This window comes from Micromonospora sp. CA-240977, from assembly GCF_050942285.1.
Lineage (GTDB): Bacteria > Actinomycetota > Actinomycetes > Mycobacteriales > Micromonosporaceae > Micromonospora.
In genome coordinates this window covers 7496638-7513852 of sequence record NZ_CP192055.1, presented here as the reverse complement: position 1 = coordinate 7513852, position 17215 = coordinate 7496638, and the positions used below count along the sequence as shown (strand labels likewise).

Sequence of the window (17215 nt, the reverse complement as noted above, 5' to 3'; positions counted from 1 at the left end):
CCCAACGGACCCGGCCCTCGGCCGTACGTGGTGCTCAGCGGGTCAGCGCTCGACCTCGCCGGCGATGAACTCCTCGACGGCCTGGTGGGCGTCGTGGTCGGCGTACTGCACCGGCGGGGACTTCATGAAGTACGACGAGGCCGACAGGATCGGGCCGCCGATCTTCCGGTCCAGCGCGATCTTCGCAGCCCGCACCGCGTCGATGATGACGCCGGCCGAGTTCGGAGAGTCCCACACCTCGAGCTTGAGCTCGGCCATCAGCGGGGTGTCACCGAACGAGCGGCCCTCCAGGCGGATGTACGCCCACTTGCGGTCGTCCAGCCACGGCACGTGGTCCGACGGGCCGATGTGCACGTCGCTCTTGCTCATCTCGTGCGGGATCTGCGAGGTGACCGACTGGGTCTTCGAGATCTTCTTCGAGACGAGCCGCTTGCGCTCCAGCATGTTCATGAAGTCCATGTTGCCGCCGAAGTTGAGCTGGTACGTGCGCAGCAGCTCGACGCCGCGGTCCTCGAAGAGCTTGGCCAGGGCGCGGTGCACGATGGTGGCGCCGACCTGGCTCTTGATGTCGTCGCCGACGATCGGCAGGCCCGCGTCGGTGAACTTCTGGGCCCACTCCGGGTCGGAGGCGATGAAGACCGGCAGGGCGTTGACGAACGCGCAACCGGCGTCGATCGCCGCCTGGGCGTAGAACTTGGCGGCCTGCTCGGAGCCGACCGGGAGGTAGCAGACGACGACGTCGACCTGCGCGTCGCGCAGCGCCTGCGCCACGTCGACGGGGGTGGCGTCGGACTCCTCGACGATCTCGCGGTAGTACTGGCCCAGACCGTCGAAGGTCGGACCGCGCTGCACGCTGACGCCGGTCGGCGGCACGTCACAGAGCTTGATGGTGTTGTTCTCGCTGGCGACGATCGCCTCCGCGAGGTCCATGCCCACCTTCTTGGCGTCCACGTCGAACGCCGCGACGAACTCCACGGAGTTGACGTGGTAGTCGCCGAAGGCGACGTGCATGAGACCCGGGACGCGGTCGTTCGGGTTGGCGTTCCGGTAGTACTCGACGCCCTGAACAAGGGACGAGGCGCAGTTACCCACACCGACGATGGCGACGCGGACGGAGCCCATAGCGTCTGCCTCCTTCTTTTCTGTCACGGCCGCTCATTCCTGGTCTCTCCAGGCGGAGGCGGGCTGTTGTCTTCTCGTCGGCCACCGGCCGTCCCGGTTTGCGGGACCGTCGGGGCTCGGCCGGAGCGCTCGTTGGCGATGAGCTCCTCCAGCCAGCGGACCTCGCGCTCACAGGCGTCAAGGCCGTGGCGCTGTAATTCCAAGGTGTAAGCGTCGAGGCGCTCGGCTGCCCGGCCCAGCACGTCACGAAGCCCTTCGCGACGCTCCTCGATCTTGCGGCGGCGACCCTCCAGAATGCGGAGTCGGGTCGCCTGGTCGGTTCGGGCGAAGAACGCGAAGTGCACCCCGAAGCCCGTGTCGTCGTACGTCTCGGGCCCGGCCTGTGCGATCAGCTGGGCGAAGCGTTCCTTGCCTTCCGCGGTGATTTTGTAGACCACCCGACCTCGTCGGCTGGTCAGCGCGGGAACCTCCTCGGCAGTGGCGGGTGTCTCAGCAGCTTCGGTGATCCAACCCGCCGCCTGCAGCCTGCGTAGGGTCGGGTAGAGCGAGCCGTAGCTGATCGCCGCCCGGATCGCGCCGAGTTTGGCGGTCAACTCCTTGCGCAGCTCGTAGCCATGCATCGGAGACTCCTGCAGGAGGCCGAGGATGGCGAATTCGAGCACTGGCCACCCTCTCTTTTCCCTCCGGCGTGGAGTGGTAACCACCACGATGTATCGGACCGATACATCGCACGTTAGCGGGTTGCGCCGGTCAGGGCAAACCCCCGATCCGAGACGCTGTCGTCACGGATCGTGAGCATGGTCGCCTGCTCGGGCCGGACCGCGTACCCTTCTCCGCATGCGTACGCAGCGCCAGGTCGTCGACTACTCGCTTCAGAAGCGAGCAGTGCTGCGTGAGCTCCTGGCCGGCCGGGTCGGCACGTACGACGTCTGCGACGCGTCGCCGTACCTGAAGAACGCCGCCCGGTTCCACGGAGAGCCGACCGACCGGCGCTGCCCGATCTGCCGCAGTGAAAACCTGACCCTCGTCCACTACATTTACGGCGACGAGCTCAAGCAGTCCGCCGGGCAGGCGCGGACACTGACCGAGCTACCCGTGCTGGCGATGACGCTGCGTGAGTTCCAGGTCTTCGTGGTGGAGGTGTGCCTCGGCTGTGACTGGAACCATCTCGTCGAGCAGTACCTGCTCGGCCGGGACGGTCTGACCGGCGACAGCGACGGCACCGGTGAGCAGGATGTGGTGGCTGCCGAAGGTGCGGGTCGGCGGAGGCGAGAGGCGCAACGGTGATCGCAGCTGGTTGGACCGGCCCCGGGGCCATCGACGAAACCCGGGACGGACGACCGCTCGATGGTCCGATTGGCCCGATTGATACGGCATTGACCCCGGTGAAGCGGCACCCCCGTGCCGCTGTCCCAGGTGAAGCAACTCACGGCAACCCGGTGGCGGCGCAGTCGCGCCCCACCGCGACCGGCAGGGTGTGAGGAATGAACTCGTACGGCGATCCCAGTTCTGCGCGCGGACGGGCCCAGTACTCGGGCCCGGAGGGCGACCCCGGGGCGGGCGCGGACCACGCGTACCGCCAGCCCGGCGGTGACTCCCGCGGAAATGGCTGGTCGGCCTCGGAGGGCGGAGCGGCGACCCCGGGTCGCGCCTCGGTCACGCCGCGGGCCGCCGGTGGTCGGGCCACGGTGGGCGGATCGGCCTCGGTGCCGCCGCGTGGTGGCGCGGCGGCCGGATCCGCCTCGGTGGGCTCGGCGACCCCGGGTCGAACAGGACGCGCCTCCGTGCCGGTGTCGCCGGCACCCGGCGTGGCCGCCGGCCGCGCCGGCGCCGGGCGGGCCTCGGTGCCCGTGTCCCCGGCACCCGGCGCACCGGCAGGCCGGGCCGTGGTCGGCGCCGCCTCTGTCGGCGCCGCCTCGGCGGGTCGAGCCAGCGTCGGCTCCGCGTCGGTGGGTGGCCGGGCCGCTGTCGCCCGGGCGAGCGTCTCGCCGGTCTCCGGTGGGCCGGGCGGCCCGGGTGGTCCGAACGGTCCGGGTGGGCCCAACGGTCCGGGTGGGCCCAACGGTCCGGGTCGGGGCGGTCGTGGCGCGGGCGGTCCGGCTGCGGCGCGGTCGAAGAAGCGCAAGCGGATGAACCTGCTGATCGCCGGCGTCGCGGTCTTCATCATGCTGGCCGGTGTCGGCGTGGTCGGGTTCACCTACTACTCGACGAACGTGGTCATGCCCAACGAGTTGCCGCTGCCGCTGTCCACCACCGTGTACGCCAAGGACGGCAAGACCCCGTTGGCCAAGCTGGGCAGCGAGAACCGCACCTTCGTCACCATCAACCAGATCCCGGAGCACGTGCAGCACGCGGTGGCGGCAGCCGAGGACCGCAACTTCTACCGGCACTCCGGCGTCGACTACAAGGGCATCGTCCGGGCCGGATGGAACAACATCTCCGGTGGCGACAAGCAGGGCGCCTCGACCATCACCCAGCAGTACGCCCGTAACGCGTTCGAGAATCTCCAGGACGACACGTACGGCCGGAAGGTGAAGGAGGCCATCCTCGCCTCCAAGCTGAACGACGCGTACAGCAAGCCGGAGATCATGCAGCACTACCTCAACGTCATCTACTTCGGACGCGGTGCCTACGGCATCGAGGCCGCGGCGCAGACGTACTTCGGCAAGGCGGCGAAGGACCTGAGCGTCGGCGAGGGCGCGGTGCTCGCGGCGGTCATCAAGCAGCCGGTGGCGAGCGACACCCACAAGGGATTCGACCCCGCGGTCAACCTGCCCGACGCCAAGGCGCGGTGGGACTACGTGATCGCCGGCATGAAGAAGGAGGGCTGGGTGGACGCCGCCGGGCAGCCCGCCTCACCGACTGAATACCCCAAGGTGCTGCCGCCGAAGAAGGGGAACGGGTTCGGCGTCGACAGCCCACGGGGCAACGTCATCAACTACGTCCGTCAGGAGATGGACACGATGGGCCTCTGCTCCGACACCGGAGCGGAGGGCAAGACGAGCTGCGTGGACGCGCTGCGCGACGGCGGCTACCGGATCACCACCACCATCGACCCGAAGCTGCAGACCGCCGCCGAGAACACGGCGATGCAGTCGAAGAAGGGTTCCGAGCTCAACGACCAGCCGAAGAACCTGATGGCGGCCGTGGTGTCGATCGACCCGTCGAAGGGTCGGGTGCTCGCCTACTACGGCGGTGACAGCGGGGCGGACTTCGACTACGCCGGCAAGAACACCGACAAGAACGGCGACCTGACCGGTGGGCACCAGCCGGGCTCGTCGATGAAGGTGTACACCCTGGCCGCCGCCATCGAGGCCGGCATCTCGGTCAAGTCGCACTGGGACCCGACGCCGTACAAGCCCGAGGGCTCCGCTGTCGCGATCGGTAACGCCGGTCGTACCAACCTCAAGTGCGGAAAGTACTGCACCCTCGAAGAGTCGACGGTCCAGTCGTACAACGTGCCCTTCTACTGGGTCGCCGACACGATCGGTGCCGACAAGGTCGTCGACATGGCCCGGAAGGCCGGCGTGACCACCATGTGGGGCGTCGACCCGCCGCAGGCCTTCGACCTGTCGAAGAAGGGGCCGAACCCCTTCGACAACTACACCGCCTTCGGCAAGTACCCGATCACCGTGTTCGACCACGCCAACGCCATGGCCACCTTCGCCAACGACGGCAAGTACATCAAGGCCCACTTCGTCCTCAAGGTGGAGCAGCAGGAGAAGGACACCGGCAAGTGGAAGATCGTCGGCAGCGAGCGCATCAAGGTGGAGCAGCGGATCCCCAAGAAGATCACTGACGAGGTCACCGGCGTCCTGAAGCAGATCCCGCGCCCGAACGACATCTCCCTGGAGGACGGCCGCCAGGCCGCCGCCAAGACCGGCACCTGGGAGTACGACAAGGACGACAACTCGCACGCCTGGACGGTCGGCTACACCCCACAGAACGCCACGGCGGTCTGGGTGGGCAGCCGGGACCCGAAGAAGCCGGAGATCCGGCTCGCCAGCGGCAAGGACATCGGTGGTTCGACGCTGCCCGGCCCGATCTGGGAGAAGTTCATGAACACCGCCCTCAAGGGCCTGGAGGAGATCCCCCTGCCCAGCGTCACCGGCGAGGGTGACGTCACGAAGGGCAACGGCAAGGAGCCACCACCCACGATTCCGGGCCTGCCTGGTCAACCGGGCGGTTGCGACCCGCTGACCGACCCGTTCTGCACGGTCCCGGGCGGTACTCCTGGTGGGCCCGGCGGCCCTGGTGGTCCTGGTGGCCCCGGCGGCCCCGGTGGGCCCGGCGGACCCGGTGGCGGTGGTGGCGGCGGTGGACTGCTGCCCGGCGTAACGCCGTACCGGGACTGACCCGCAGCTCCGCACGACGCCGCCGCCGGCCGGACGACCTGTTCGGCCGGCGGCGGCGTTTCCGTACCCAGATCTCTCCGCGTCGGGACGGGACGGGTACCCCCGTCATACGGCAGGATGCCTTCTCATGAGCACCCAGTCGACGCCCGGCATCGACGACGCCGGAACCACCGATCACCCGTCCCGATCCGACGGGTTCGTCCGCGGCCTCTCCGGCGCGATCGGCGGCCCACTGGGCGACCACGCGACCGCGCTGGACCGGCCGGCCGGCCAGGAGCGACGCTTCTGGACCGCCGTCCGGATCGTGCTGGCCCTGGCCTGCCTCACTCTCGCGCTGCACTGGGTGCAGAAGTCGCCCTGCCAGGACGGTGCCTGGCAGAACAACGTCCAGTACAACCGGTTCTGCTACACCGACGTTCTCGCCCTGTACTACGCCGAGGGGCTCAACGAGGGCAAGGTGCCCTACCGCGACCACCCGGTCGAGTACCCGGTGCTGACCGGCTACTTCATGGGCGCGCTGGGCCTGCCGGTGCACGCCGTCGGTGACGGCGACCCGAGCATCAACCAGGGTCAGTGGTTCTACAACCTCAACGCGCTGGTGCTTGGCGCGCTGGCGGTGGCCACGGTGGGGGTGATCCTCGCACTGCGCCGCCGACGACCCTGGGACGCCGCGTTGTTCGCACTTGCCCCGGCGCTGGTGCTCACCGCCACCGTCAACTGGGACCTGCTGGCCATCGGGCTGGCCGCCTTCGGTCTGCTGGCCTGGGCCCGAAAACGACCGGCGGTCGCCGGCGTGCTGCTCGGGCTGGCCGGCGCGGCGAAGCTGTGGCCGTTGTTCCTGCTCGGGCCGATCCTCGTGCTCGGACTGCGGGCCAGCCGGGTCCGCGCGGCGCTCACCGCCGTCGGCACGGCGATCGCCGCCGTGGTGCTTGTGAACCTGCCCGCCGCACGGGCCTACCCGGACAACTGGGACCGGTTCTTCGAGCTGAACACCACCCGGCCGATCGACTGGGGCACGCTCTGGTACATCGGGCGATACCTGGACGGCAAGGTCGGCAACGACCCCGGCCAGCTCGGCCCGTTCGAGTGGTTGAACGCCAACATCCCCACCCTCAACACCCTCTCGTACGCGCTGTTCGGGCTGGCCTGCCTCGGCGTGGCAGTGCTGGCGCTGCGGGCGCCGCGCCGACCGCGGCTGGGTCAGCTCGCCTTCCTGGTGGTCGCGGCGTTCCTCATCTTCAGCAAGGTCTGGTCGCAGCAGTTCGTGCTGTGGCTCCTGCCGCTTGTGGTGCTGGCCCGACCGAAGTGGGGTGCCTTCCTGGCCTGGCAGATCGCCGAGGTCTGCTACTTCGTCGCCTTCTACGGTGAGCTGCTCGGCGCGGCGACCAGCCGTCCGGTCTTCCCGGAGGGGGTGTTCGTGCTGGCCTCCACGTTGCGGCTGACCACCGTTGTGGTGCTCTGCGTGCTTGTCATCCGGGAGATCCTGCACCCGGAGCAGGACGCGGTACGGGCCACCTATCCGGACGACCCGGACGGCGGCGTGCTCGACGGCGCACCGGATGCGCCGTGGCTGGACCGCTTGCGCCGCCGAGCGACGACGAACGAACCCGAACCCGAACCCGCCCCCACCGCGTGATCCCGCGGACCCGCGTCAGAGCCGGTAGACGACGGCGTCCCCGACCTCCTGACGGGTGATGCCGAGCGACTCGACGGGCGCGTCGATGGTGATCTCCCACGGCGTGCCGGGCACCTGGTCGCGGAGCAGCACCACCGTCCGCACGCCGAGCGTGCGCAGGTAGTCGACGCTTGTCTGGTTGGGGAACGACTGGCTCACCCGACGCACGTCGTCAAGCTGACGTGGGGTGAAGCCACTGCCGCCGTTGACCACGTCGGGGAACCCGCTTGTCGACCAGAGCATCACGTGCTGGTCCAGGTTCTGGCTGCTCGGCAGTACCAGCAGAGGTCCCTCGGCGGCACGCAGCGCGGCCGGTTGGGTCGGCACCACCGGGTGCGGGGTGCTGTTCAGGCCCTCGACGGTCACCAGCAGCAGCGGCAGCAGCGTGGCCATCCGCAGCCACGGACCCGGCCACGACGGGATCCGCTGCGCGGTCAGCTCGCGGACCCGGTCGGTGAGCGCGGTGACCGCTCCCGCCGCGAGCAGGCCCAGCAACAACGTGGTCCACAGCATCAACCGACCAGGGGTACGCAGCGCACTCCAGCCCGGCACGTGCTCGAAGAGCGGCACGTAGGTGAAGGTGCCGTCGAAGAAACGGGTGCCCATCGCGAAGGCCATCGTCACCAGCACCCCGGCGAGCAGCAGCAGTCGGTGCCGCAGCCGCCAGACCGAGAAGAACAGCCCACCCAGGGCGAGCGCGTAGAGCACGAAGCCCGGCAACAGGGTCATCTCCGGGTGCCACGGCAGCGCCGCACGGGCACCCTCGTGCAGCCCACCCCAGATCCACGACTCCGCGGGCGCCGTCACGAAACCCGACGGCGGCGGCGAGAAGATGCTGACGTCGTCGATGGTGCGCTCGGCGTACGGGTGCAGCTCGGTGACCCGGAAGAACGGGAACGCCATCAGCAGACCCACACCGGCGAACAACACCCCACCGAGCACGTCGGCGACGAACAACCGGCGACCGAAGGGCACGGCCTGGCGGGTGCGCAGCCGCCGCACGTAGAAGAGGACGACGGCGACCAGCACCGCGGCGCCCAGGAAGTACGCGAACGGCAGCCCGATGCCGAAGCCGAGACTGAGCTGCCAGGCCGCGACCAGCCAGCCGCCGTAGACCCAACCGTCGTGCCGCCGCTCGGGTCGGTAACCGTGCCGCAGTGACCAACCGTGCCCCCGCGCCAGCATCGCCAGCGCCAGCGGGATCCCGCCGTTGGAGAGCACGTGCAGGTGCCCGGCCTGGGACAGCAACCACGGCGCGTAGGTGTAGGCGACACCGGCGACGGCGGCACCGATCCGGCCGGCGCCGAGCTGTCGAGCCAGGACGTACGCCCCGAACGTGGCGAGCGCGTGCGCCAGCACGAACATGATGTTGTAGCGCAGGATCGCGTCCTCGGGGCCGCTGCCGAGCATCCCCGCCGGGGCGTACCCGAGCAGCGTGTCGGAGAACGCGAAGCTCCACAGCTCGGGGAAGAACGTGTTGGACTGCCACAGGTGCGCGGGGTCGGTCAGCAGGATGTGCCCCGACCAGGCCATCTGCCAGGCCTGCAGGCTCGGATCCCAGTAGTCCTGCGGCAGTGTGTAGCGCGGGTAGCGCAGCGTCGGCCAGGTCATCAGCACGGCCAGTGCCAGCGAGCCCAGGGCGGCCAGGGTCCACTCGTGGATCAGGAATCGGCCGACGGCCCGGCCGGCCCGACTGAAGATGGACGGCTTCGGCTCCGGGGCGGAAGCGAACGCCTCCCAACGATCCGGGTCAGCCGGCTTCGTCTCGCCATCGGTCTGCGCCTGACCGTCGGCCTGGCTCGGCTTCTCGCTCGTGGCCGTGCCACCGCTCTTTGCCGCGCCGTCCTTCGTGTCGCCGCCCTTGACCGGGTCCTCGACCTTGGCGGACCCGGCCTTGGTGTTGTCGGCCTTGGTCGAGCCGGCCTCGGTGTTGTCCGCCTTGGTCGTGTTGGCCTTGGTCGAGCCGGTCTTGGTGTTGTCGGCCTTGGTCGGGTCGCCGCTCTTTGTCGCGTCCGTCCGGGTGTTGTCACCAGTGGCGGCGTCGCTGTCCTTGGCCGCGCCGGCGGTGCTGGCCGCGCCGGCGGTACTGGCGGTGCTGGCCGCGCCGGCGGCACTGGTCGCGGTGCCGGCGCGCTTGGCCGCGCTGCCGCGCTTGGTCACGCCGTTGATCCAGGTCCAGCCGCGCTTCGGGCCGCCGGTGCCGGTGGCGTCGCCGGCCTTGGCCACCTCGTCCGTCGCGGGGCCGGGCTTGTTGTCACCGGTGGTGGGTCGGTTCTCGGCATTCGGGCCGGCGGGGTTGGGCCGGGCCTTACCGGTCCCGGGTTGTCCGGTCGTCATGCTGGCCGGCTCTCCGTCCCGAGCTGTTCACGGAGGAAGTCGATGTCGGCGGCCTGACCGGCCACACCTCCCGGTGTCTCGACGACCACCGGCGCCCCGGCCGCCCGGATCACCGCCACCACCAGTTCCGGGTCGATCGTTCCGCCGCCCAGGTTGTCGTGCCGGTCCTGCCCGGAGTTGAACGCGCCCTTGGAGTTGTTGGCGTGGATCAGGTCGATCCGTCCGGTGATCGCCTTGACCCGGTCGACGAGCCCGAGCAGCTCCTCGCCACCCGCGTACGCGTGGCAGGTGTCCAGGCAGAAGCCGACCTCATGGTCGCCGATGGCGTCCCAGAGTCGGGCGAGCGCGTCCAGTCGACGGGCGCACGCGTTGTCGCCCCCGGCGGTGTTCTCGATCAGGACCGGCACGCCGAAGCCGCCGGAGTCGGCGGCGTACGCGAAGGTCTTGCGCCAGTTGTCGAAGCCGACTGCCAGGTCGTCCCCGGCGTTGACGTGCCCGCCGTGGACGATCAGGCCCCTGGCGCCGATGGCGGCGGCGGCGTTGGCGTGCCCGAGCAGCAGTTTCCGGCTCGGGATCCGGATGCGGTTGTTGAGGGTCGCCACGTTGATGACGTACGGCGCGTGCACGTAGAGGTCGACCTCGGCCGCGCGCAGCCGCTCGGCGTCTTCCCGAGGCTTGGGCGCCTTCCATCCCTGGGGGTCGGAGAGGAAGAACTGCACGGTGTCGGCGGACCGGGCGGCCGCCTCCGCCAGCGGGTCGGTCGAATCGACGTGGGCTCCGATACGCATGCGAGCGAGCCTACGTCGCGACCCTGACCGCCGCCGCGACGGTCGGGGCGATGTCGCGTGCCGTTCACGTCACCGCTCGGACCGACGGTCGTTGATGGGATTGAACCGGCGACCACTGCCCGGTCAGCCGGCGGTGCGAGCGCCGCGTACGGCGATCGGGGTCGACGGCCGAGAGCGAGGTTGCCTCCGCCACGCGGCCCGGCGCGGCGGGGGCGACCCCTTCCGTCAGCGGATTCCGACAGACGAAGAATCTCGGAAATTTGTGCTTTTTCCTCCGACAAGGTACGAGTGCTGTTGTATCGTCAGATAACAACACGATAAAGCTCCGCGGGGCGTCTCCAGTCCAACCTCATCGGTGTGGTCGTTCCTCCCCAGGTCCCACCCAAGGAATGCGGACGGGACGCCCCGCGGCCTCGTTGGACGGGGGTCCACCACCGATCGGTGCACGGTCGGGCGGTGGACCCCCGTCAGCGTGTCCGGGTGTCGACCCGACCGCCCCGGGCATGATCGTTCGGACCGGGTATCCTGGTCAGGTTGTCCGCGTCCGGTCGGGTTCCCCCGGCACGTGCGGGCAGCGACGCACGACCTCCTGCCACGGAAGGACCGTGGCCGCTTAGCCCACAGGAGGTGAGCACGTCTTGCGTCATTACGAGATCATGGTGATCCTCGACCCCAGCCTCGAGGAACGCACCGTCGCCCCGTCGCTCGACACGTACCTGAACGTGATTCGGACCGCGGGTGGCTCGGTTGAGAAGACCGACGTGTGGGGCCGCCGGCGCCTCGCGTACGAGATCAACAAAAAGGCAGAGGGCATCTACGCCGTCGTCGACCTGCAGGCCACGCCTGCGGCGGTGGCCGAGCTGGACCGTCAACTGCGACTCAACGAGTCCGTGCTGCGCACCAAGGTCCTTCGACCGGAAATGCGCTAAGCCTTCAAACCCCCGGTTCGTCCGGATCAGCCTCCGCGACTCTGTCAGAGGGCTCTGGGAGCCTGTACGACGAGACGCTGAGTGCGCGAGGAGATGGTCATGGCAGGAGACACCACCATCACGGTCATCGGCAATCTGACCGATGACCCCGAGTTGCGGTTCACCCCCTCCGGGGCTGCGGTCGCCAAGTTCCGAGTCGCTTCGACGCCCCGATTCATGGACAAGGCGTCGAACGAATGGAAGGACGGCGAGCCGCTGTTCCTCGCATGCACCGTCTGGCGTCAGGCCGCCGAGCACGTCGCCGAGTCGCTGCAGCGTGGCGCTCGGGTGATCGTGTCGGGCCGACTGCGTCAGCGGTCGTACGAGACCCGCGAGGGTGAGAAGCGCACTGTCATCGAGCTCGAGGTCGACGAGATCGGCCCGTCGCTGCGCTACGCCACGGCGAAGGTGCAGAAGATGTCCCGCTCCGGCGGCGGTGGCGGCGGCTTCGGTGGCGGCGGTGGCGGTGGCAGCCAGGGCGGCGGCGGAGGCAACTTCGACGACCCCTGGGCTTCGGCCGCTCCCTCTCCCGCGCGTGCCGGTTCGGGCGCCAATTTTGACGAGGAGCCACCGTTCTAATGGCGCCTAGCGCTCGCGATCGCAAACCAGGAGCACGTGCAACGGCCAAGGCTGCGGCACTGCGCAAGCCGAAGAAGAAGGTGAACCCGCTCGACAAGGACGGGATCGCCTACATCGATTACAAGGACACCGCGCTGCTGCGCAAGTTCATCTCCGATCGCGGCAAGATCCGCGCTCGTCGGGTGACCGGCGTGACCTCGCAGCAGCAGCGCCAGATCGCCCGTGCGGTCAAGAACGCCCGTGAGATGGCGCTCCTGCCGTACACGGCCACCACCCGCTGAGAGGAGGCACCGATATGAAGATCATCCTGACTCAGGAAGTGTCCGGCCTCGGTGCCCCGGGCGACGTCGTCGAGGTCAAGGACGGCTACGGCCGTAACTACCTGCTGCCGCAGGGCTTCGCGATCGCCTGGACCAAGGGCGCGGAAAAGCAGGTCACGGTCATCAAGCGGGCGCGTTCGGCCCGTGAGATCCGCGACCTCGACCACGCCAACGAGGTCAAGGCTCAGCTCGAGGGTCTCAAGGTCAACCTGAAGGTCCGCGCCGGCGACGGCGGACGGCTCTTCGGCTCGGTCACTCCGGCCGAGATCGTCGACGCCGTCAAGGCGGCCAGCGGCCCGGTCCTCGACCGTCGCCGACTGGAGGTGCCCGGTCACATCAAGTCGACTGGCAGCTACCCGGTGAAGATCAAGCTTCACCCCGAGGTGACCGCGTCGTTCAACCTGAACGTCCTTCAGGGCTGACGTCCGCAACACCACCACGAGGGCCCGCACCGAGCGATCGGTGCGGGCCCTCGTGCGTACGCCGTCCGGCCCGCGCGGACGCGCCGCCCTCGCCCGGCACGACCCCGGCCCGCCGGCCGGTCACCCGATCGGTTGACCGGTCACCGCGCTGATCAGCACCGTGGAAAGGCCGCCGCCCACCACCGCGGCGGCGAGCGCGATGGTCGCCGAACGCCACGTCGTGCCCACCCGACGCAGCAGCGCCGCCACCACCAGACTGCTCACCAGCGCCAACCCGAAGCGCGGCGAGCCGGCGAGCAGCGACTCCAACGCCCGGGACCGGGGTGAGTCGCACCCACCCCCGCTGATGTCGGTCACGCAACCAGCCGGCGCCTGACTGTCCAATGTCAACAGCCACACGAAGATCAGCACCGCCGGCGTCAGGTAACAGGCAGCCGTGTAGAGCAACGGCCGGAAGGGCCCACCCGGATCCGGATCGAGCAGGTCGTCCTCCAGGCGGCGAGCCCAGGCGCTAGTGGCCGCCGACTCGACCCGCTGACGCACCGACGCCGCCCCGACCGCAGGCCGGTCCGCCCGACGCCGTGGCGCACCCACCGGCGGCACAGCGGCGCTACGCGGTCTCGGGGCCGTGTAGCCCACCACCGGCGAGCGGGGCGCGGACGGCAGCGGATCCGTCCATCGGGGATCATCGCCGGCCAGCCGGGTGCCGGACCAGAACCCGTCGTCCCGGGCCGGCCAACCCTCCGCCGCGGCAGCCCGGTCGGAGCGCGGCGGCAGCGTACGGTCCCACTGATCGTCCTCGATCGCGGCCCGCTCCCACTGACCGGTGCGGTCGGACCGCTCCCAGCCACCGACGCTCTCCACCGCCGACCACTGCTCGCTCAGATCCGTGCCGTCAGCACCGGCCCCGGGCGGCCACGCGTGCACCCCCGAGGCGTCCCACGGGTCCACCGCGGGCGGATACGACGGCTCGGGCTCGGCCACCCGATCCGACCCCCGTGCCCACGGGTCGGCCGCCGGCCGGGACCACGACTCCTCCGCCGCACGGCGGCTGCGCCGGGTGGGACGGCTCACCTCCGGGCCCGGCGCCGGCTCGCTCGGAGCGGACTCCAGATCCCCGCCCGACCAGATCACCTGCGGGCGGCCAGCGGGCGCGCGACGGGGACGGCGGTCCGGGACAGCGCCGGAAACCGGCTCGTCCTCCCCGGCGTCCGCGCGTCGACGCCCGGCGTACCCCTGCTCCTGCGGACGGTCGAGCGTCCACTCCCGGGTGTGGTCCGACTCGGGGGCCGCGCCGATCGCCGCCTGCTCCCGCCAACCCGTCTCGCTGCCCCGCCGCCGGCTGTCGAACGACTCGACGGACCGCCGGCCGGCGCCGGAGATCGGCCGCTCGCGTTCGGGGTCGTCCTCGTCCTCGTCCGGTGCGGCGTGGCGACCGCCGCCGTCAGCGTGCCGAACGCCCGACTCCAGCGCCCACCGGGGCAGGTAGGCGTCGACAGGCTCGTCCTGGCCGCGGTCCAACGCACGCCGCCGACTGGACGTGCGGTAGCGGCCGTCCTCGTCGTACGGATCAACCGGAAGAGACGCCGCGGGCTCACCCCACGAGGCGGTCGGCTGGCGCTCGCGCGGGCTGCCATCCCCGCGTCCCCAGTCCCGGTAACTCACGGCCGGAGTGTGACCCTTCTGAACCGAAAGCGGAATCCGCTGTCCAGGTGTAGCCGTTCGCTGGAGATAGTACGGGACGATCGTGTCACAGGCCCGACCGAAATATTCTCCTCCACAGGCTGGGGAGCATGTTCCCGCAGGTCAACGACCTAAGGCCAAGAATTCCCCAATGGTTATCCACAGGCTGTGCACACCCTGCGCACATCATGTCCCCCGGCATCCACAGGTTGTCCCGAGGCTCGTCCACCGGCCTTGTTGAGTCTCTGACCTCGGGGTCCGTATGGTTGGCCCTCGACCGCCGGCACGATGGCCCCCGATCGACCGGCCTGGTCGAAGGTGAAGTGTCGTACCCCAGCGGTAGAGCTGGAATCGGATCCGGCGCAGTGGAGGGGGGACCCGTGTCGGTCACCGACGACATGCGGGCGGAGTCACGGTCCGGTGGTGGCCAGCCACCCGCGCAACGAGACGGCCAGTTCGACAAGACCCCACCCCAGGACGTCGCCGCCGAGCAGTGCGTCCTCGGTGGCATGCTGCTCTCCAAGGACGCCATCGCCGACGTCGTCGAGATCCTCAAGACCAACGACTTCTACCGGCCGGTGCACGCCACCATCTTCGACATCATCCTCGACATCTACGGCCGGGGTGAGCCGGCCGACTCGATCACGGTCGCGGCGGCGCTCGCCGACTCCGGCGACCTGGTACGCATCGGCGGCGCGCCCTACCTGCACACCCTCATCGCCAGCGTGCCGACCGCCGCGAACGCGGCCTACTACGCGCGCATCGTCAGCGAACGCGCGGTGCTGCGCCGGTTGGTCGAGGCGGGCACCAAGATCGTGCAACTGGGCTACGGCACCGCCAGCGGCGGCAGTCGCGACGTCGACGACGTCGTGGACCTCGCCCAGCAGGCCGTCTACGACGTCACTGAACGGCGGGTCAGCGAGGACTTCGCGATCCTGGCCGACATGTTGCAGCCGACGCTTGACGAGATCGAGGCGGTGGGCGCGCAGGGCGGCATGATGACCGGCGTCCCCACCGGCTTCAGCGACCTGGACCGGCTGCTCAACGGCCTGCACGCCGGCCAATTGATCATCGTTGCTGGCAGGCCTGGTTTGGGCAAATCGACCGCTAGTATGGACTTTGCCCGAAATGCCGCCATTCGCGCCAATCAGGCCGCTGCGATCTTCTCGCTGGAAATGAGCAAGGTCGAGATCGTCATGCGGCTGCTCTCCGCCGAGGCGCGGGTGCCACTGCACGTGCTGCGCAGTGGGCAGCTCTCCGACGACGACTGGACCAAGCTGGCCCGGTGCATGGGTGAGATCAGTGAGGCGCCGCTCTTCGTCGACGACACGCCGAGCATGAACCTGATGGAGATCCGGGCCAAGGCCCGCCGGTTGAAGCAGCGGCACGACCTCAAGATGATCGTGGTCGACTATCTCCAGCTGATGACGTCGCCCAAGCGCACCGAGAGCCGCCAGCAGGAGGTCGCGGACCTGTCCCGTGGCCTCAAGCTGTTGGCCAAGGAGGTCGAGTGCCCGGTCATCGCGGTCAGTCAGCTGAACCGTGGTCCCGAACAGCGCACCGACAAGCGACCTCAGCTGTCCGATTTGCGGGAATCAGGGTCAATCGAGCAGGATGCCGACGTTGTCATCCTTCTGCACCGCGACGACTACTACGACAAGGAGTCGCCGCGTGCCGGGGAGGCGGATTTCATTGTTGCCAAGCATCGAAATGGACCAACGGACACCGTAACCGTAGCGGCGCAGTTGCATCTCTCTCGATTCGTCGACATGGCCATCGGCTGAGGAATCCTGCACGACGGGTCAGCCGAGCAGCGGGAACCAGCCCGCCGACTCGCCAAGCTCCAGCCGGTCCCGATCGGTCAGCGGAACGCGCCCGGTGGCCTTCAGCAGGAATTCGTTGTCGTCCCAGGCGGCCGGTCGGACGGCGTCGTCGCTGAGCAGCCCGTCCATGGTGGCCACCGCGACGCGTACCGCCAGCGGGCCGGGAGGCGGCGCGTCGGGCAGTTCCAGCGTCAGGTCCAGGTGGTGGACGACAGCCTCGGTGGTCAGGGTGGCGAGGAAATCGGGTACGCGCAGCACGTGCCCCTGCGTGGTCACGTACCCCTCGGGGTTGGCTGACCAGGCGGCGCGGACCGCCGCCGGGGCGGTGTCCCGCCAGAGGGTGACGATCGCGGTGGGACTGTCGAAGGCGGCGGCAGACCGGCGGACCCACCAGGCGTGCCGGGCGCTCTCGTCGTCGCCGGCCGGAAAGTCGCGCCAGTAGCTGACATCATCGACGTCGGCGGGGCCGTCGACGGGGCTGGCGAGTGTGACAAGCGCCCGCTGGGCATCGCCGAGGACGTGCAGGAGCAGGTCCGCGACCAGCCAGCCCGGGCAGCGGGTGGCCCGTTGTAGGCCGGCGTCGTCCAGGTCGCCGACCACCGCGGTGATCCCGTCGTACGCCTGGGCCAGCGCCTCGGCCGGCCGGAACGCGGTCATGCGATGCAGCCTCGCACGGACCACCGCGCCCGCCAACCGTCTGACGGGTGGGCGGTGTGCCCGGGTCGACGCGTGATCGACCCGGGCCGGTTGTCAGTCTCGGCTCAGCCGAACATCTCGTCGAGGAAGCCCTTGCGCTTCTTCTGCCGGTAGTGCCCGTGGTAGCCGTGGTGCTGCTGTTGCTGGTGGCCGTAGGCCGGCGCCGGCGGGTAGCCGGGCGGAGGCGGCGGCGGGACGGCACCGTATCCGGGCTGGTGCGGAGGCGGGGGCGGCGGCGGGTAGCCGGCCGGCTGGTGGCTGGGTTGTGGCGGCGCACCACCGGTCTGTTGGCGGCTCCAGTTGGCCTCCGCCTCGAACAGCTTCTCCAACTCGCCGCGGTCCAGGAAGATGCCTCGGCACTCCCCGCACTGGTCGATCACGACGCCGCTGCGCTCGTACTGACGCATTTCTCCGTGACACTTGGGACAGGTGAGACTACTCATCGCC

The 17215-nt window shown here is 69.7% G+C and carries 15 protein-coding genes; 8 read left to right on the top strand and 7 right to left on the bottom strand.

Going from position 1 to position 17215, the window contains the following annotated elements; genetic code table 11:
- Nucleotides 1-42: 42 nt before the first annotated feature.
- Nucleotides 43-1122, bottom strand: coding sequence for an inositol-3-phosphate synthase (locus tag ACQPWW_RS34310; RefSeq protein ID WP_433127926.1), 1080 nt, complete (start codon nt 1120-1122; stop codon nt 43-45).
- A 23-nt stretch (nt 1123-1145) separates the two neighbouring features.
- Nucleotides 1146-1784, bottom strand: a complete 639-nt coding sequence (locus ACQPWW_RS34305) for a PadR family transcriptional regulator (RefSeq protein ID WP_433127925.1) — start codon at nt 1782-1784, stop codon at nt 1146-1148.
- 175 nt (nt 1785-1959) lie between these two features.
- Here ACQPWW_RS34305 and ACQPWW_RS34300 point away from each other — a divergent pair, with 175 nt between their 5' ends.
- The 3 genes from ACQPWW_RS34300 (at nt 1960) to ACQPWW_RS34290 (ending at nt 7113) form a co-directional block, all read left to right on the top strand.
- Nucleotides 1960-2409, top strand: coding sequence for a DUF5318 domain-containing protein (locus ACQPWW_RS34300; RefSeq protein ID WP_433127924.1), 450 nt, complete (start codon nt 1960-1962; stop codon nt 2407-2409).
- Nucleotides 2410-2606: 197 nt separating this feature from the next.
- Nucleotides 2607-5477 (top strand): transglycosylase domain-containing protein, encoded by a 2871-nt coding sequence (locus ACQPWW_RS34295; RefSeq protein ID WP_433127923.1) that lies wholly within the window; start codon nt 2607-2609, stop codon nt 5475-5477.
- 127 nt (nt 5478-5604) lie between these two features.
- Nucleotides 5605-7113: a glycosyltransferase family 87 protein gene (locus ACQPWW_RS34290; RefSeq protein ID WP_433127922.1), complete on the top strand. Its 1509-nt coding sequence runs from the start codon at nt 5605-5607 to the stop codon at nt 7111-7113.
- Nucleotides 7114-7128: 15 nt separating this feature from the next.
- On the opposite strand, the gene ACQPWW_RS34285 is transcribed toward ACQPWW_RS34290, so the two are convergent.
- Both ACQPWW_RS34285 and ACQPWW_RS34280 read right to left on the bottom strand, forming a co-directional pair.
- A complete protein-coding gene (locus ACQPWW_RS34285) occupies nt 7129-9489 on the bottom strand; it encodes a hypothetical protein (RefSeq protein WP_433127921.1) in 2361 nt (786 codons plus the stop codon).
- Nucleotides 9486-10277, bottom strand: coding sequence for a deoxyribonuclease IV (locus tag ACQPWW_RS34280; RefSeq protein ID WP_433127920.1), 792 nt, complete (start codon nt 10275-10277; stop codon nt 9486-9488). Before ACQPWW_RS34280 ends, ACQPWW_RS34285 begins: the two co-directional genes overlap by 4 nt.
- 638 nt (nt 10278-10915) lie before the next feature.
- Between ACQPWW_RS34280 and rpsF the strand changes: the two genes are divergently transcribed.
- The 4 genes from rpsF (at nt 10916) to rplI (ending at nt 12566) form a co-directional block, all read left to right on the top strand.
- On the top strand, nt 10916-11206 hold the full coding sequence (gene rpsF, locus ACQPWW_RS34275) for a 30S ribosomal protein S6 (protein WP_036411437.1): 291 nt from the start codon (nt 10916-10918) through the stop codon (nt 11204-11206).
- An 81-nt stretch (nt 11207-11287) separates the two neighbouring features.
- Nucleotides 11288-11824 (top strand): single-stranded DNA-binding protein, encoded by a 537-nt coding sequence (locus tag ACQPWW_RS34270; RefSeq protein ID WP_433127919.1) that lies wholly within the window; start codon nt 11288-11290, stop codon nt 11822-11824.
- Nucleotides 11824-12105 carry a 30S ribosomal protein S18 gene (gene rpsR / locus ACQPWW_RS34265; protein ID WP_051723758.1) on the top strand — a complete coding sequence of 94 codons (282 nt, stop codon included), beginning with the start codon at nt 11824-11826 and terminating at the stop codon, nt 12103-12105. The genes ACQPWW_RS34270 and rpsR overlap by 1 nt, the downstream gene beginning before the upstream one ends.
- A 14-nt stretch (nt 12106-12119) precedes the next feature.
- On the top strand, nt 12120-12566 hold the full coding sequence (gene rplI / locus ACQPWW_RS34260) for a 50S ribosomal protein L9 (RefSeq protein WP_357411252.1): 447 nt from the start codon (nt 12120-12122) through the stop codon (nt 12564-12566).
- A 120-nt stretch (nt 12567-12686) separates the two neighbouring features.
- Here rplI and ACQPWW_RS34255 read toward each other — a convergent pair whose 3' ends face one another.
- Entirely contained in the window at nt 12687-14231 is a 1545-nt protein-coding gene (locus ACQPWW_RS34255; RefSeq protein ID WP_433127918.1) for a hypothetical protein, read from the bottom strand.
- A 398-nt stretch (nt 14232-14629) separates the two neighbouring features.
- Here ACQPWW_RS34255 and dnaB point away from each other — a divergent pair, with 398 nt between their 5' ends.
- Nucleotides 14630-16033, top strand: a complete 1404-nt coding sequence (dnaB, locus tag ACQPWW_RS34250; RefSeq protein ID WP_433127917.1) for a replicative DNA helicase — start codon at nt 14630-14632, stop codon at nt 16031-16033.
- Between the two features lie 18 nt (nt 16034-16051).
- Here the strand turns inward: dnaB and ACQPWW_RS34245 are convergent, their stop codons facing one another.
- Nucleotides 16052-16729: a maleylpyruvate isomerase N-terminal domain-containing protein gene (locus tag ACQPWW_RS34245; protein WP_433127916.1), complete on the bottom strand. Its 678-nt coding sequence runs from the start codon at nt 16727-16729 to the stop codon at nt 16052-16054.
- 104 nt (nt 16730-16833) lie between these two features.
- Nucleotides 16834-17211 (bottom strand): zf-TFIIB domain-containing protein, encoded by a 378-nt coding sequence (locus ACQPWW_RS34240; protein WP_433127915.1) that lies wholly within the window; start codon nt 17209-17211, stop codon nt 16834-16836.
- Nucleotides 17212-17215: the final 4 nt, after the last annotated feature.

What these genes read in the sequence shown, in the direction of transcription:
- ACQPWW_RS34295 (WP_433127923.1), top strand. Translation starts at nt 2,607, where the DNA reads ATGAACTCGTACGGCGATCCCAGTTCTGCGCGCGGACGGGCCCAGTAC.
- ACQPWW_RS34285 (WP_433127921.1), bottom strand. Translation starts at nt 9,489, where the DNA reads ATGACGACCGGACAACCCGGGACCGGTAAGGCCCGGCCCAACCCCGCC.
- ACQPWW_RS34300 (WP_433127924.1), top strand. Translation starts at nt 1,960, where the DNA reads ATGCGTACGCAGCGCCAGGTCGTCGACTACTCGCTTCAGAAGCGAGCA.
- ACQPWW_RS34310 (WP_433127926.1), bottom strand. Translation starts at nt 1,122, where the DNA reads ATGGGCTCCGTCCGCGTCGCCATCGTCGGTGTGGGTAACTGCGCCTCG.
- ACQPWW_RS34240 (WP_433127915.1), bottom strand. Translation starts at nt 17,211, where the DNA reads ATGAGTAGTCTCACCTGTCCCAAGTGTCACGGAGAAATGCGTCAGTAC.
- ACQPWW_RS34280 (WP_433127920.1), bottom strand. Translation starts at nt 10,277, where the DNA reads ATGCGTATCGGAGCCCACGTCGATTCGACCGACCCGCTGGCGGAGGCG.
- rpsR (WP_051723758.1), top strand. Translation starts at nt 11,824, where the DNA reads ATGGCGCCTAGCGCTCGCGATCGCAAACCAGGAGCACGTGCAACGGCC.
- rplI (WP_357411252.1), top strand. Translation starts at nt 12,120, where the DNA reads ATGAAGATCATCCTGACTCAGGAAGTGTCCGGCCTCGGTGCCCCGGGC.
- ACQPWW_RS34245 (WP_433127916.1), bottom strand. Translation starts at nt 16,729, where the DNA reads ATGACCGCGTTCCGGCCGGCCGAGGCGCTGGCCCAGGCGTACGACGGG.
- ACQPWW_RS34290 (WP_433127922.1), top strand. Translation starts at nt 5,605, where the DNA reads ATGAGCACCCAGTCGACGCCCGGCATCGACGACGCCGGAACCACCGAT.